Raw genomic sequence first — 13,739 nt, forward strand, 5'->3', positions numbered from 1 at the left:
ACCTCTTAATTTTTATAAAGTTTTGTTTGCTTAATTAACGAATCAATTTCCTGCATACAAGGCATATTTTCTATATCCCCTGGCTCAAAACTGTCCAGACGGGATATCTCAAGCAGCAACTTGTCTAGCTTTAACATGATTTCTTCATTAGTAGCAAGAGAGCTTTTTATAAAAGTCAGATATTCACTGTACACCGTTCTTCTTTCTTGTAGCAGCTCAGTTGAGAATCGTGCGTTCTTTTGATTCATAACACTCTCAAATTCTGTCTCATCAAAAACACTTAGCCTGTTCAGAATACTTCGAATGTTGAGGTAAAATAGTTTTTCTACCTCTAGAGTCACTGAAGCGAATTTCTTGTAACTTAACTCGGTCGATTCGAATCGTTGATTTAGAACATCTAACAAGGTGTCCTTCTTCTTTCGCATTCGATCCAACTGACTCAGAGCCAGAGTAACATCATCCTCCAGCATCCTTATTCTGCGATAGTGAGATAAAGCTTCAACATAGTCCTCGTGCGTTTTAATTTCTTTTACGGGTACAGCCTCTGGTTTCTTAAACAGGAAATAATAACACCCATAAATCAACACAAGCGCACTCGCAAATAGTAACGTTACCCCAAATGCTGTTGAAAAAGCACTCCCACCGATCTCTACCCCAAAAAATCCGGGCGAGAGTACTAGGATATTCAAAATGACTACAGTAAGAATAAGTCCCAATACTTTTATGTACTTTGTTTCAAACAATACTTATACCCCCTCTAATCTATTATTTTTCCATTTCATTTCTCCCTTTTCGATAATTCACACCATATAAATAATTAATACGTGACTTAGGCTATTACGATTTCATGATTTTAAGAAATTTGGAGTTTTTTTCTTTGCTTATCAATACTTGAGTATCTCCTAATAATGCGTAGTAGTCAATATTTCCCCTGATTTAATAAATGAACCAGTTTTGTATGATCGAAAAGACTGAAGTTCAGGTAAACTGGAAATTACACTAAAACATCTGTATGATAAAACAAGATTGTAAAAGGAGTGAGACAAGCATCTATGAACAAGAAATATTATGTTTTACCGATGATTCTACTTATTTCTGCTGCTCTATTGCTAAGTGGCTGCGGCAAAAATAATACGCCTGCAGCAGAGCAGACACCTGAAACAAAAACTGTCATGAGCTGGGACACCCCACCAGCGATGGAGATCGACACCAGCAAGTCCTATAAAGCTGAAATTACGACTAATAAAGGAAACTTCACTATTGAGCTTTTCGCCAAGGATGCTCCAAAAACTGTTAATAACTTTGTATTTTTGTCTAAACAGGGTTATTACAACGACGTCATCTTCCATCGTATTATCGAGTCCTTTATGATCCAGACTGGTGATCGAGAAGGTACAGGTATGGGAGGTCCTGGGTATCAATTTGAAAATGAAAAAACGGACTATAAATATGAGCCAGGCATTGTAGCTATGGCTAATGCGGGGAAAGATACAAATGGCAGTCAATTCTTTATTTGTACAGGTGATAACAGCATTTCACTTAATCGTACTCCGAATTACACCATCTTCGGTAAAATCACAACCGGAATGGATGTTGTAAAGGAAATTGCTGCTACACCTGTCGATGTGGGTCCAAGCGGTGAAACCAGCTCGCCAACAGAAACTATTCAGATCAAAGAGATTAAAATTATTGAAGGATAGAACCTCATATCGTAATTGATTTGATGCATAACAAGAGGCTGTTCCAAAACTGTATCTCATGTGTAATGGAGTTATGATGCGGAATTCCTAAAATTGCTGCAAATGTGCAGGCTTTCCCAAGTATCGTGCCTATCCATTGCTAATGGCAAGGCATTCTACACTTCAACTATCCAGCGAAAGTTATACTTCCTGATCTATTAAAGAGGTGTCCCTCAAAGTTATCTTTTAGATGACTTTTGGGACACCTTCTTTGTTAGTATGGGAAATCCTCCCAATCAATTGGGGTAGTTTTATTCTCCATCCAATCTTCCCTAAGAATAGCGTATCCGATAGAATCATGAAGTTTTCCGTCCTCAGACGGCCAGGATTTACGGTGTACCGCTTCTTTTACAAATCCTGCATGATGAAACGTGGTGCGCATAGCATAATTGTCGGCACGTGTATGTCCTTCCAGCCGAATGACATGATCATAATTGTTGAACACGTACTCCGCGAGTTTCCTGATGGCATGATTGCCGTAACCACAACCACGATGCTGTGTGCTTATTCGGATATCAAACATCGGGGTAGGGTCTTCAAGTTCGAACACCCGAATGATCCCGATTTTCGCCCCTACTTCGTTCATGATCCAAAACGTCTTTTTCTCCTCATCCGAATGATATCTTCCTTGCGAGATTTGCTCCCGCACGCTGTCTTCCGTAAGTATCGTTATTCCGTGAAAGGGCCAAAACTCACCCGTTAATAATGTGATCAGTTCACCTGCCTCATCAACATAGGGATTTAAATCTATTTCCATGCATACTCCTCCAATATCTCCACAACCCCTTGGTAAAACACACTCATCTCATGATCTGTACCAATACTAACTCTTAAATAGTTATCGATCCCGGATTTTTTAAAATAACGCACAAAAATATTGCGCTGCTTCAGCTTCTCAAAAATAGTTTCGGCAGGAACTTCGGAATGACTAATAAATATAAAGTTCGCTTTTGAATCAACGACATAAAAACCTAATGCCCTTAATTTACTAGTAATATGCTCTCGAGTCTGAATGATACGGTTCACATTTGTTTTGAAGGTATCTATATCTCGTAATGACTGTTCTGCTCCTGCTAGTGCAACTCGATCAAGGGTATAGGAATTGAAGCAATTTTTCACCCTATTTAATCCTTCTATCAAATCGCTGTGACCTAGAGCCAGACCAACTCTTAGCCCAGCAAGTGATCTGGATTTAGAGAATGTATGGACGACAAGCAAATTGTCATACTCGGAAATGAGCTCAACTGACGATGTACCACCAAAATCGATATAAGCTTCATCAATAATAACGACGCTATCAGGATTTTGATCGAGTATTTGTCGAATACTATCTATGGCTAACAATTTACCAGTAGGTGCATTCGGATTGGCTATAATAATACCCTTATTCTTGTGAAAAAAAGCTTCAACAGGTATTTCGAAATGATCATTCAGAGCTACTGTTTCATACGATATATCAAATAATTTGGCATAGACCTCATAGAAGCTATATGTAATGTCAGGAAAAAGGATGATATCTTCAGGATTAAAAAATGCTTTAAAACAAAAAGCCAATATTTCGTCTGAGCCATTTCCTACAAAAATATGATCGCTTGGCAATTTGTAATATTGACTTGCTGCTTCTTTCAGCTTGGTGCAGTTCGGGTCAGGGTAAAGTCTCAGATTACTTGATACAGCCTGCTGCATGGCCTCAAAAACAACCTCTGAAGGAGGATATGGATTTTCATTAGTATTTAATTTGATTAACTGATGATTTTGTGGTTGTTCTCCTGGCACATAAGGTATAATCTCATTAACAATATGACTCCAGTATTTACTCACCATAAGTCCCCTTTCATTACATTTTCATATATTCCATAATATTCTTATATACACTATATACTCTTAAATAACAAATTAATAATTATTCAAAAAATAATAGCCTCAACAATTAAGTAAAGGGGATGATTTTGTGAAGTTGCGTTTTATATGGGCAGTCCCTCTTGTACTCCTAATTATGATTAATATCGGATTATTATTGTTTATTTTATCCAATGTACACGGATTAAAGGAACTCGCAAGTCTGGAATTGTTTATTTTGATGTGGCTATTCATCACCTTCACAATCATATTCGGTGCTTACCAATACTTTATATGGATTAAGAACAAAAGAATGTAAACGACACAAATGACTAAAAGGACTTCAAAAAATGAAGTCCTTACCTGTTACCGTACATGGTGGCATTCCTTGACCACTTAAATTATTCTACTTCTTTACTATAATCCTCGGCAGACAACAGCTTGCCAAGAGCTTTCTCCAAATCTCCTGAGACCTCAACCTCAAAGATCCATCCGTTATCATACGGCTCGCTGTTCAATAATTCAGGGCTAGTTTCGAGCTCTTCATTTAACTTTGTAATGATTCCAGAAACAGGGCAATATAGCTCAGACACGGTCTTAACAGACTCAATAGAGCCCACGCTATCTCCTGCGGTAACCTCGAACCCTACATCCGGCATTTCAATAAATACGATATCACCCAACTGACACTGAGCATGATCTGTAATTCCAACACGAACTATGTTTCCCTCTAGCTTTAATACCCACTCATGATCGTCACTATATACTAGCTGCTCTCTTATTTCGCTCATATAAAACTCCTCTTTTCTCACTAGGTGATCGGCTAGCCTATGAATTACTAGTAATTTGATGAATTCCAACAAAGAATAAAACAGAAATGGACTCATGTCAATATACCTAACAAATATTTAAGATTTTTATTATTTTCGGTTGACACGTTAGATAACCTAACGCTTATAATAACTTATGAGCCAAAACTCATTGAAAGCTTAATAGGCGGATGAAGGTATAGGGAGAGATTACTGCATTTCAGGTAACGCCGAAGGAGTAAGCCGGTATAACGGTGAATCTCTCAGGCAAAAGGACCTGTACTGGACGCATCTCTGGAGAGAATCCTTACGGAAAGGTTATTTGCGTAAAGGATCACCAAAGGGGAAACTCTAACACATATATGACATGTATATTACATATAAGTGTGGAGGTAACTCTCAGGTACAAAGGACAGAGCAAAAGGACTACAAATCAGGCGAGGTGTAATTTGCTTGCATTTCATTCCTTTTGCTCTGTTTTTTTATAACAAAATCTATGACAAAGAGGTGTTAAAATGATCCCTTTGCAACGCACACCACTCTACCCGCTTTATTCAGCCTTCGCTTCCGTACGCTGCATCGATTTTGGAGGCTGGGAATTGCCTGTTCAATTTCAGGGCATTGTTGCCGAGCATGAAGCTATACGTCGGAAGGCTGGTCTGTTCGACGTTTCCCATATGGGTGAATTCCTGGTGTCTGGCCAGCATGTTGAGGCTTTTTTGCAGAAAATGATGACAAATGACATTTCTCGTCTGTCTGTAGGTCAAGCACAATATACACTTATGTGTTATGAGGATGGCGGAACTGTTGATGATCTGCTCGTTTACAAGCTTTCGAATGACCAATATATGCTCGTCGTAAATGCATCTAACATCGACAAGGATTATAAATGGCTGGCAGATCATCTTGTAGAAGACATTATAATCAATAACGTGTCTGCCGAGACAGCACTTATTGCGCTTCAAGGGCCAGCATCTTCAGCCATCCTGGCAGAGATTTCAGCAACATCATTCGACCACCTTGCTCCTTTTCATTTTATTCAAAATGCCAGCATATGCGACGCCTCCGTTCTTCTCTCACGCACTGGCTACACCGGGGAAGACGGCTTTGAAATTTATTGCTCAGTTGCAGATGCACCAGCCATTTGGACCGGACTTCTTCATGCAGGAGAGCCATATGGTCTGGTTCCCGCAGGTCTTGGAGCTCGCGATACACTCCGGTTTGAGGCCAGATTGCCGTTATACGGCCAAGAGCTCTCTAGTACAATTTCTCCCCTGGAAGCCGGTCTTGGTTTTTTCGTGAAGCTGAATAAAGGAGATTTTATTGGTAGAGATGCTCTTATGCTGCAAAAGGATCAAGGTGTGCCTCGCAAGCTGGTCGGATTGGAATTGATAGAACGCGGTATCCCTCGTTCCCGTTATTCCGTGTACGCTGGCGATATCCTGATCGGTGAAATTACCAGTGGTACACAGTCACCGACATTGAAACGAAATCTCGGGCTTGCCCTAATCAACAGTGCATATGCCACCATCGGGACTGAGGTAGAGGTAGACATTCGCGGGAAAAGGTTAAAAGCGAAGGTCGTAAAAACACCATTCTATGTACGAGGAGAAATCTTATGATAAAACACCGTTACTTACCTATGACAGATCAGGATCAATCCGAAATGCTCTCTACAATTGGAGCCGAATCCATCGAAGCGCTTTTTGCCGATATTCCATCCAGTGTTCGATACCCCGGCACTCTATCCATGTCCAAGAGACTTAGTGAGCCCGAGCTATTGAAGCATATGCAAATACTTGCTGGAAAAAATGCTGATTTTGAACAGAATACGAGTTTTCTCGGTGCAGGATTATATGACCACCACATTCCTGTCGTCATAAATCATGTCATTTCCCGATCTGAATTTTACACTGCATATACTCCTTACCAGCCTGAAATCAGTCAAGGCGAACTGCAAGCGATCTTCGAATTTCAATCCTATATTTGCGAGCTTACTGGAATGAAAGTTGCCAATGCCAGTATGTATGACGGCTCTACCGCTCTTGCTGAAGCCGCAGCGCTTGCGTCAGGTTTTACGAAGCGAAAAAAAATAATCATCTCACGCACAGTTCATCCTGAAGCCAAAGAAATTGTTCGTACTTCAGCTCATGGACTTGGACTTGAAGTGGTTGAGGTTGGTTTCAGTGATGGGGTCACTGATTTGCAGGAGTTAGCCTCCGCGATTGCAGATGATACAGCTGCAGTACTTATACAATCCCCTAACTTCTTTGGCTGTATAGAGAATCTTAAAGAAATTGAACCGCTCGTACACGCCCGTAAAACTTTACTTGTTGTAAGTTCGAATCCCCTTTCTCTCGGCGTGCTTGAATCACCTGGCGTGCTTGGTGCAGATATCGTAGTCGGCGATGCTCAGCCATTAGGCATTCCTGCTTCCTTAGGCGGTCCTACTTGCGGATTTTTTGCAGTATCCGAGCCACTCATGCGCCGTATTCCAGGCAGAATCGTTGGCCAAACTGTTGATCGGGACGGAAAGCGCGGCTTTGTATTGACATTGCAAGCACGTGAGCAGCATATCCGACGAGAAAAAGCGACATCGAACATTTGTTCGAACCAGGCATTATTGGCACTTTGCGCATCGGTTTATATGTCTACTCTCGGTAAAATGGGTATGCAAGAAGTTGCTAAGCTCAACGTTCAAAAGTCACATTACACAGTAAACCACGCCACCGCAATCGGACTGAATAAGATGAAGTTAGAATTCTCCTCTCCATTTTTTAACGAATTCGTTCTGCAGCTGCCTCAAGGAACGGACATTAAGGAGATCAATAATATGCTGCTCGAAGCGGGGTTCATTGGCGGTTATGACCTAGGAGTCGAATACCCCGAACTACAGGGTCGCATGCTAATTGCTGTAACGGAACGGCGGACCAAAGAAGAGATCGACCAATTTATTGGCACACTGGAGGCGATGATATGAAAACTGAAAAAGCATTGATCTTCGAGTTAAGCAAACCCGGGCGAGTAGCATATTCACTGCCTGAGTGTGATGTTCCAGAGACGGATTTATCAGAGCTGATTCCAAGCGACCTGCTGCGTACTAAGCCTGCGGAGCTTCCTGAAGTATATGAAGTGGATGTTATTCGCCATTATACGGAATTGTCACGTCGCAATTTTGGTGTCGACAACGGATTCTATCCTCTCGGCTCCTGTACTATGAAATATAATCCTAAAATTAACGAGGATGTTGCTAGATACTCTGGTTTTGCCAAAATTCATCCCTATCAGCCTGAGCATAGCATTCAAGGAGCACTGGAGCTGCTATACACCCTGCAAAAGGACCTTTCAGCCTTGACCGGAATGGACCAAGTAACCCTACAGCCTGCTGCTGGTGCTCATGGTGAATGGACAGGACTCATGTTAATCCGCGCCTATCACGAGAGCCGCGGCGAGCAAAGAATCAAAGTCATCGTGCCTGATTCATCACACGGTACAAACCCGGCAAGCGCCACTGTAGCTGGATTCGATACGATCACCATTCAATCTAACGAACGCGGATTGGTCGATCTTGATGCTCTCCGCTCTGTTGTAGGCAGCGATACAGCGGCATTAATGCTGACGAATCCAAGCACACTCGGTTTGTTCGAGGAACAGATCGTGGAGATTGCAGAAATCGTACACGAAGCGGGCGGCTTGCTCTATTATGACGGAGCTAACTCCAACGCAATTATGGGGATTACTCGTCCAGGAGATATGGGCTTTGACGTTGTCCATCTTAATCTTCATAAAACGATGAGTACACCACACGGCGGTGGCGGGCCTGGCGCAGGACCAGTGGGCGTAAAGAGCAAGCTGATTCCATTCCTGCCAAAACCTATCGTCTCCAAACACCTAGACGGTACTTATTATTGGGATTACGACCGGCCTGAGTCCATTGGCCGCGTAAAAGCTTTTTATGGCAACTTCGCCATTCTGGTTCGAGCATACACTTACATTCGGACATATGGGCCAGACGGACTTCGCCAAGTGTCGGAGCTAGCTGTGTTGAATGCTAACTATATGATGCATAGACTGGCTCCTTACTACGAGGTTGCTTATCCTGGTATTTGCAAGCATGAGTTCGTTTTATCCGGCAAAAAGCTCAAGCAATACGGTGTCCGTACTTTAGATGTTGCCAAACGGCTGCTTGATTTCGGGTATCATCCGCCAACCGTCTATTTTCCGCTAAATGTTGAGGAGGCCATCATGATCGAGCCGACAGAGACGGAAAGCAAAGAAACGCTCGACGGCTTCATCGATACAATGATTCAAATCGCAAAGGAAGCTGAGACAAATCCCGAGCTTGTCATCAATGCTCCTTATACCACGGTGGTTAATCGCCTAGACGAAACAACCGCTGCCCGCAAGCCCGTACTGAATTGTACCTGCGGATAATAAATTAATCGAGCAAACCTATGCTGCACCATTGCATAGGCGTGCTCGATTTTTTTTCGAAAATTCAGGTTAATTCGCTTCTCCATACGGATGCGTGCTTCTGAACAATTTGCAAAAACTCATCAAAAGCCGGAGATTTCCACTTCTTCATACGATAAGCAACCTGCGTACTGACTCGCTGTGACACATCATCCCATGCCAATTGAATCAATTTCCCCTCTTGCAGCTCGCTTTCCACTGTAACCCGCGGTAAAAACGAAATCCCGAGTCCGTTTATCACGCATTGCTTAATCGCCTCAATGCTCCAAAATTCCAAATTCGGGTCTGGAAATATCCCATGACGATTTAAGTAACTTTCAAATAATGCACGATATGTGCACCCTGATTCTGTATGAAGGATAATTTCTTCTTTTAGGTCAGCAGGCTGAACAAAAGAAAAATGCTCAAGACGATGCCCTTTCGGGGCAATCAGTGCCATAGGCTCTTGAATGAGCGTCTCTATATGCAGATCTTTGAATTCTGTTTCTGGCTGAAGCGAAAAAGCTAAATCCAGCTCTCCGGATGCAACCAATTCATTAAGCTCCCAACAAGCACCTGGTTTTAATATGATTTTCATTTGAGGATACCGCTCTCTGAATTCTCGTATAATCTCTGGCAGACGAAAAGCCGCCAACGATTCGGGCGCTCCAATTTTCAACGTTCCAACCAGTTCATTTTGTGAACGAAGCGCCTCCTTAGCCAAGACGTGCATGTTAGCAATCTCTTGCGCAAAAGGCAGCAACCGCCTCCCTGCATCTGTTAACATAATTCTCTTACCCAGACGGTCAAAGAGCGGCATACCAATCTCAGCTTCCAATGCCTGAGATTGGTATGCTAAAGAAAAATACAAGGAAGCTGGAATCAGATTATGAAAAGTTCAACATCAACGGGGTTAAAAAAATCAATTGGTATGCCTCAGGCCATTGCTTTATATATTAGCGCCGTACTTGGATCCGGAATATTAATTGTCCCCGGACTGGCAGCGGAAATAGCCGGGCCCGCTTCGCTGCTGGCTTGGGGATTTATGGCTTTATTCATTTTACCTATGGCCTTATCTATGGGACTTTTATCGGCCAGGTATCCGAGCGTAGGCGGTGTCTCCCATTTCGTAACTTTAGCCTTCGGAGCTCGAACCGGATCACTGGTTGGCTGGTTTTTTCTCATGTCTGTTCCTTTTGGCGCACCAGTAGCTGCCTTAACCGGAGCAGGATATTTGACATCCGCATTGGGCTTGGGAGAGAACATGCGCATTGCGTTAGCCACTCTCATCTTACTCATAGGTCTGTTCATGAATATTGTCGGCATGAAGCTTATTGGCCGTATTCAAATTGCTGTCGTCATATCTATCGTTGCTGTACTTTTATTTATCTTTGCTGCCGCACTTCCTCAAATGCAGGCATCCCACTTCACTCCTTTTATGCCTAATGGATGGATGAGTGTCGGCCGAGCAGGCGCTTTATTATTCTGGTGCTTTATTGGATGGGAGGCGGTCTCGCATCTGTCTGAAGAATTCGAAGATCCTCAGAGGGCTGCGATTAAAGGAGTAAGTATAGCTGCAGTAATTGTAAGCACGCTATATTTTCTCGTTGCGTTAGCTACAGTAGGCACACAAAGCTATTTAAAAACCGGTTCTGACTCGGCTCTGATTTGGATTATTAATGAACCTCTTGGGCGTATTGGAGCTCTTATCATAGGCATAACAGGTATGCTCATTTGCACAGCTACAATCATTGCGTATATAGGGGCTGCTTCCCGAGTGGCATATTCATTATCCAGACAAGGAGATGCGCCAAAATGGATGGGGATCTTATCCAAGCGTTATCATACACCTGTTGGAGCTCTCATCTTCCTGTCGATCTGCTTTATCCTGGTATTATTACTATACGGAAGCAAGGTTGTTTCCTTAACTACAATTATTCAGCTGCCCAACGCTTCGTTTATTCTGACTTACCTCTTCGGCTGCGCAGCAGGAGTCCGACTCTTGAGAGACAGCAAATGGGGAGTCTCAATTAGCTTAATATCATTGTTATGTACAGCCTTTGTATTTCCTTTTACTGGCTGGGCCATTTTATATCCGTGTGTGATTACTATAGGATTTTGGATTGTTACCTTATTCGGCAAAAAAGAAGCAGCTATTAGTACAAAATAGCGGAAATAACTTCTCTTATATTCTGCGAATATGGTGATTATGAGGAAATAACGGAGATCTTTTCCTCTATTCCTACCGAATCTGCTCCAAAAAGCAGAAAATCAATCGATAGCGCCAAAATAGCGGAAATAACTTCCCTTACTTTATGAGAATGGATCTAATATGAAGGATTAAGGGAAGTATTTTCCCTTATCCCTACCGTCTGCCCGAAAGTTCAACGTTAGATCGAACAGACCCATCATTCTAGCTCTATTTCTTCACTTCAAAGTATCTAAGTATTCTCTAATTTGAGTTGGCGTTTTTGCAAATTTGCTATGCAAATGGGCCAGCTTCTCACCATTTTTGAACACCAATAAGCTTGGAATTCCACGCACTTCATATTTGCTTGCAAGATCCTCAAATTTCTCGGCGTCTACTGCAAAAAAGTTTTTATCGTCGTTCTCCTCTACAATGGGGCCGATGAAACGATCCAGATTTTTGCAATCCGGGCACCATGTTGTATCGAACTTCATAACCGAGAATTGATCCTCATTAATTATTTTTTCAAATTGTTCCAGAGACTCTATTCTTTCCATATTGCTCCCTCCTTTGTTGTATAGTTGATTGTAACATATCTCTATTTTACTGTAACCGAAGCGGTCGAATTCTAACGGCTGACGTCTTAAATCCAGGCATCTTACAAAAAGGGTCCAAATCAGGTCTTGTAGCTCGGTTCACATTTTGATTTCCGCCCCAATGCATCGGTACGAACAGGGTGTCTTCCCGAATATGCTCCTTCACTCGGCTGCGCACAATAAATTTGCCGTGAGGCGACTCCACCTCCACCCATTCTCCATCCTGAATCCTATATCGCTGCGCTGTCCGCGGGTGAATCTCAACAAAATTTTCAAGCTCTCGTGCAGCTAAAGACGGACTTCTTCGGGTTTGCACCCCTGTTAAGTAGTGATACAAAACTCGGCCGTTAGTTAAAATAAGCGGATATTGTTCGGAGACACCATTCCAGCCAGAACTCTCTATCACAGAAAATACAGCCTTTCCATCCGTATGAGCGAATGAATCGCGAAACAACAAGCCTGATCCGGAGTCGTCAAGTGAAATGCACGGCCAGTACACTCCTCCTTCTTTACGCAGCCGTTCATAAGTAATTCCATAATAATCCGCAATCCCCCCCTTACTCGCCAGCCGCAGCTCATCGAATATTTCTTCCGGACTATTATATTTAAAATACTGCTCTTTACCTAGTAAACTGGCAATCGAGCAGAGAATCATCCAATCATGGCGAGCTTCTCCTAATGGCGGTCGTCCCGCTTCACGCAAAAGAACGCGCCCCTCCAGATTCGTTAATGTCCCCTCATTTTCCATGTAAGAGGTTACTGGCAGAACAAGGTGTGCGAGCCGCGCAGTTTCCGACATGAACATATCCGCTACAACGAGAAAATGAAGCTTCAGCAAGCCCTCTTCCACTAAATGTGCGTTCGGATTGGAGACAATCGGATTCGAACCCATTACAAAAAGTGATTTAATTTCTCCCTGATGTACAAGCTCCATCATTTCGTAGGCAGAGACTCCTTTTCCTGGTATGCTGGAGGGCTCGACGCCCCATACTGAAGCAACATAAGCACGATCCTCCTCATTTTCAATCGATCTATACCCTGGAAGCTGATCCGCTTTTTGACCATGCTCCCTTCCGCCCTGGCCGTTGCCTTGTCCAGTTACCGCACCATAACCACAGCCGTCTCTTCCTATTTTTCCCGTTGCCAGCACAATGTTAATAAAATGACGTACCGCAAGATGCCCGTCTGTCTGCTGCTCTACACCTCTTGCCGTTAAAATCATTCCGGTATCTGCATGACCAAAGGTCAAGGCTGCCTCTCGAATCAGCTCTAGATCTATTCCACAAATAGTCGCTGCTTCCTCCAAATTGATGCCAGAAATATACAACTTCAGTTCGTCGTAACCATTTGTTCTAGACTGAATAAACCCATCGTCAACCAATCCTGCATCCATCATAATCTTTAGCATCGCGTCCGCAAGCAGAGTATCACTTCCCGGTCTGATCGGCAAATGCAGATCAGCAATCGCTGCCGTGGCCGTTTTTCTCGGATCAATGACGATAATTTTCGCGCCATTTTGTTTGGCCTGATTAAAATAAGGCAGCAAGGTCGGCTGACATTCCGCTATGTTCGTGCCTGCCAGAATGATGCACCCCGCAAGCGGGATATCCGCGAGTCTAAACGTCAGTCCGCGGTCCATACCGAATGTTTTGCTGCCGGCGGATGCCGCTGCCGACATGCAAAACCGTCCGTTATAGTCGATATATTTGGAGCCAAGTGCTACTCTAGTAAATTTTCCAAGCAAATAAGCTGTTTCATTCGTAAGTGAGCCGCCACCGTATGCCCCTATCGCATCACGGCCATATTGCTCAGAGATTGCGGTAAACTTTTGACTAATGCAAGCGAGCGCTTCACCCCAAGAACAAGGTGTTAATTCACCATTTACACGAATCATCGGGCTTAACAAACGCTGTGAATGTTCACTATGCTGATGCGCGTTCATGCCCTTGACACAAACCCTGCCCTCCGAGGCCGCATTTGGAGCCCCCTGAACATCAAACATTGCCCGGCGCTGATCGCCGTTGTCATGTTGTTCCCCTATTTGTTGAACCGTCATCTTGCATTGCACACTGCAAAAAGGACATTGCGTCTCCACCGCTTGCTGCATAATCGTTCA

The 13,739-nt window shown here is 43.2% G+C and carries 12 protein-coding genes, 1 pseudogene and 2 riboswitches; of the genes and pseudogenes, 6 read left to right on the top strand and 7 right to left on the bottom strand.

Annotated features, from left to right (window positions below; translation table 11 throughout):
- Positions 1–5: 5 nt before the first annotated feature.
- The gene (locus BLS49_RS00475) at positions 6–743 is read right to left on the bottom strand and encodes a hypothetical protein (protein WP_091225796.1); all 738 of its coding nucleotides are present in this window, start codon (positions 741–743) and stop codon (positions 6–8) included.
- A gap of 309 nt (positions 744–1,052) precedes the next feature.
- On the opposite strand from BLS49_RS00475, the gene BLS49_RS00480 reads away from it, so the two are divergent.
- Positions 1,053–1,700: a peptidylprolyl isomerase gene (locus tag BLS49_RS00480; protein WP_091225798.1), complete on the top strand. Its 648-nt coding sequence runs from the start codon at positions 1,053–1,055 to the stop codon at positions 1,698–1,700.
- Between the two features lie 253 nt (positions 1,701–1,953).
- On the opposite strand, the gene BLS49_RS00485 is transcribed toward BLS49_RS00480, so the two are convergent.
- Together BLS49_RS00485 and hisC are read right to left on the bottom strand one after the other, a co-directional pair.
- The gene (locus BLS49_RS00485) at positions 1,954–2,496 is read right to left on the bottom strand and encodes a GNAT family N-acetyltransferase (protein WP_091225799.1); all 543 of its coding nucleotides are present in this window, start codon (positions 2,494–2,496) and stop codon (positions 1,954–1,956) included.
- Complete coding sequence (hisC, locus tag BLS49_RS00490; protein WP_342707154.1) at positions 2,487–3,563, bottom strand: histidinol-phosphate transaminase; 1,077 nt, start codon at positions 3,561–3,563, stop codon at positions 2,487–2,489. The genes BLS49_RS00485 and hisC overlap by 10 nt, the downstream gene beginning before the upstream one ends.
- Positions 3,564–3,690: 127 nt before the next feature.
- Here hisC and BLS49_RS00495 point away from each other — a divergent pair, with 127 nt between their 5' ends.
- On the top strand, positions 3,691–3,897 hold the full coding sequence (locus BLS49_RS00495) for a hypothetical protein (RefSeq protein ID WP_091225803.1): 207 nt from the start codon (positions 3,691–3,693) through the stop codon (positions 3,895–3,897).
- 82 nt (positions 3,898–3,979) lie between these two features.
- Here the strand turns inward: BLS49_RS00495 and gcvH are convergent, their stop codons facing one another.
- Positions 3,980–4,369, bottom strand: coding sequence for a glycine cleavage system protein GcvH (gene gcvH, locus BLS49_RS00500; RefSeq protein WP_091225804.1), 390 nt, complete (start codon positions 4,367–4,369; stop codon positions 3,980–3,982).
- 209 nt (positions 4,370–4,578) lie between these two features.
- Positions 4,579–4,676, top strand: a riboswitch (glycine riboswitch).
- A 3-nt stretch (positions 4,677–4,679) separates the two neighbouring features.
- Positions 4,680–4,805, top strand: a riboswitch (glycine riboswitch).
- Positions 4,806–4,902: 97 nt separating this feature from the next.
- Here gcvH and gcvT point away from each other — a divergent pair.
- From gcvT to gcvPB, 3 genes are read left to right on the top strand one after another with little or no spacing between them, the layout of a single operon-like run.
- On the top strand, positions 4,903–6,009 hold the full coding sequence (gcvT, locus tag BLS49_RS00505; RefSeq protein ID WP_091225805.1) for a glycine cleavage system aminomethyltransferase GcvT: 1,107 nt from the start codon (positions 4,903–4,905) through the stop codon (positions 6,007–6,009).
- Positions 6,009–7,367 (top strand): aminomethyl-transferring glycine dehydrogenase subunit GcvPA, encoded by a 1,359-nt coding sequence (gene gcvPA, locus BLS49_RS00510; protein ID WP_091226423.1) that lies wholly within the window; start codon positions 6,009–6,011, stop codon positions 7,365–7,367. The genes gcvT and gcvPA overlap by 1 nt, the downstream gene beginning before the upstream one ends.
- Positions 7,364–8,821: an aminomethyl-transferring glycine dehydrogenase subunit GcvPB gene (gcvPB, locus tag BLS49_RS00515; RefSeq protein ID WP_091225806.1), complete on the top strand. Its 1,458-nt coding sequence runs from the start codon at positions 7,364–7,366 to the stop codon at positions 8,819–8,821. The genes gcvPA and gcvPB overlap by 4 nt, the downstream gene beginning before the upstream one ends.
- Before the next feature lie 64 nt (positions 8,822–8,885).
- Here the strand turns inward: gcvPB and BLS49_RS00520 are convergent.
- Positions 8,886–9,701 (bottom strand): annotated as a pseudogene (locus BLS49_RS00520) (LysR family transcriptional regulator substrate-binding protein); the annotation flags it as partial.
- Positions 9,702–9,728: 27 nt separating this feature from the next.
- Here BLS49_RS00520 and BLS49_RS00525 point away from each other — a divergent pair.
- Positions 9,729–11,009 carry an APC family permease gene (locus tag BLS49_RS00525; protein WP_091225809.1) on the top strand — a complete coding sequence of 427 codons (1,281 nt, stop codon included), beginning with the start codon at positions 9,729–9,731 and terminating at the stop codon, positions 11,007–11,009.
- A gap of 257 nt (positions 11,010–11,266) precedes the next feature.
- Here BLS49_RS00525 and BLS49_RS00530 read toward each other — a convergent pair whose 3' ends face one another.
- Both BLS49_RS00530 and nasC read right to left on the bottom strand, forming a co-directional pair.
- The gene (locus BLS49_RS00530) at positions 11,267–11,584 is read right to left on the bottom strand and encodes a thioredoxin family protein (protein WP_091225811.1); all 318 of its coding nucleotides are present in this window, start codon (positions 11,582–11,584) and stop codon (positions 11,267–11,269) included.
- 46 nt (positions 11,585–11,630) lie between these two features.
- Positions 11,631–13,730, bottom strand: a complete 2,100-nt coding sequence (nasC, locus tag BLS49_RS00535; RefSeq protein ID WP_091225812.1) for an assimilatory nitrate reductase catalytic subunit NasC — start codon at positions 13,728–13,730, stop codon at positions 11,631–11,633.
- Between the last annotated feature and the right edge of the window lie 9 nt (positions 13,731–13,739).

The organism is Fontibacillus panacisegetis (assembly GCF_900102215.1).
In the GTDB taxonomy this organism is placed as follows: Bacteria; Bacillota; Bacilli; order Paenibacillales; family Paenibacillaceae; genus Fontibacillus; species Fontibacillus panacisegetis.

What these genes read in the sequence shown, in the direction of transcription:
- gcvT (WP_091225805.1), top strand. Translation starts at nt 4,903, where the DNA reads ATGATCCCTTTGCAACGCACACCACTCTACCCGCTTTATTCAGCCTTC.
- gcvH (WP_091225804.1), bottom strand. Translation starts at nt 4,369, where the DNA reads ATGAGCGAAATAAGAGAGCAGCTAGTATATAGTGACGATCATGAGTGG.
- gcvPB (WP_091225806.1), top strand. Translation starts at nt 7,364, where the DNA reads ATGAAAACTGAAAAAGCATTGATCTTCGAGTTAAGCAAACCCGGGCGA.
- nasC (WP_091225812.1), bottom strand. Translation starts at nt 13,730, where the DNA reads ATGCAGCAAGCGGTGGAGACGCAATGTCCTTTTTGCAGTGTGCAATGC.
- BLS49_RS00530 (WP_091225811.1), bottom strand. Translation starts at nt 11,584, where the DNA reads ATGGAAAGAATAGAGTCTCTGGAACAATTTGAAAAAATAATTAATGAG.
- BLS49_RS00525 (WP_091225809.1), top strand. Translation starts at nt 9,729, where the DNA reads ATGAAAAGTTCAACATCAACGGGGTTAAAAAAATCAATTGGTATGCCT.
- hisC (WP_342707154.1), bottom strand. Translation starts at nt 3,563, where the DNA reads ATGGTGAGTAAATACTGGAGTCATATTGTTAATGAGATTATACCTTAT.
- BLS49_RS00480 (WP_091225798.1), top strand. Translation starts at nt 1,053, where the DNA reads ATGAACAAGAAATATTATGTTTTACCGATGATTCTACTTATTTCTGCT.
- BLS49_RS00485 (WP_091225799.1), bottom strand. Translation starts at nt 2,496, where the DNA reads ATGGAAATAGATTTAAATCCCTATGTTGATGAGGCAGGTGAACTGATC.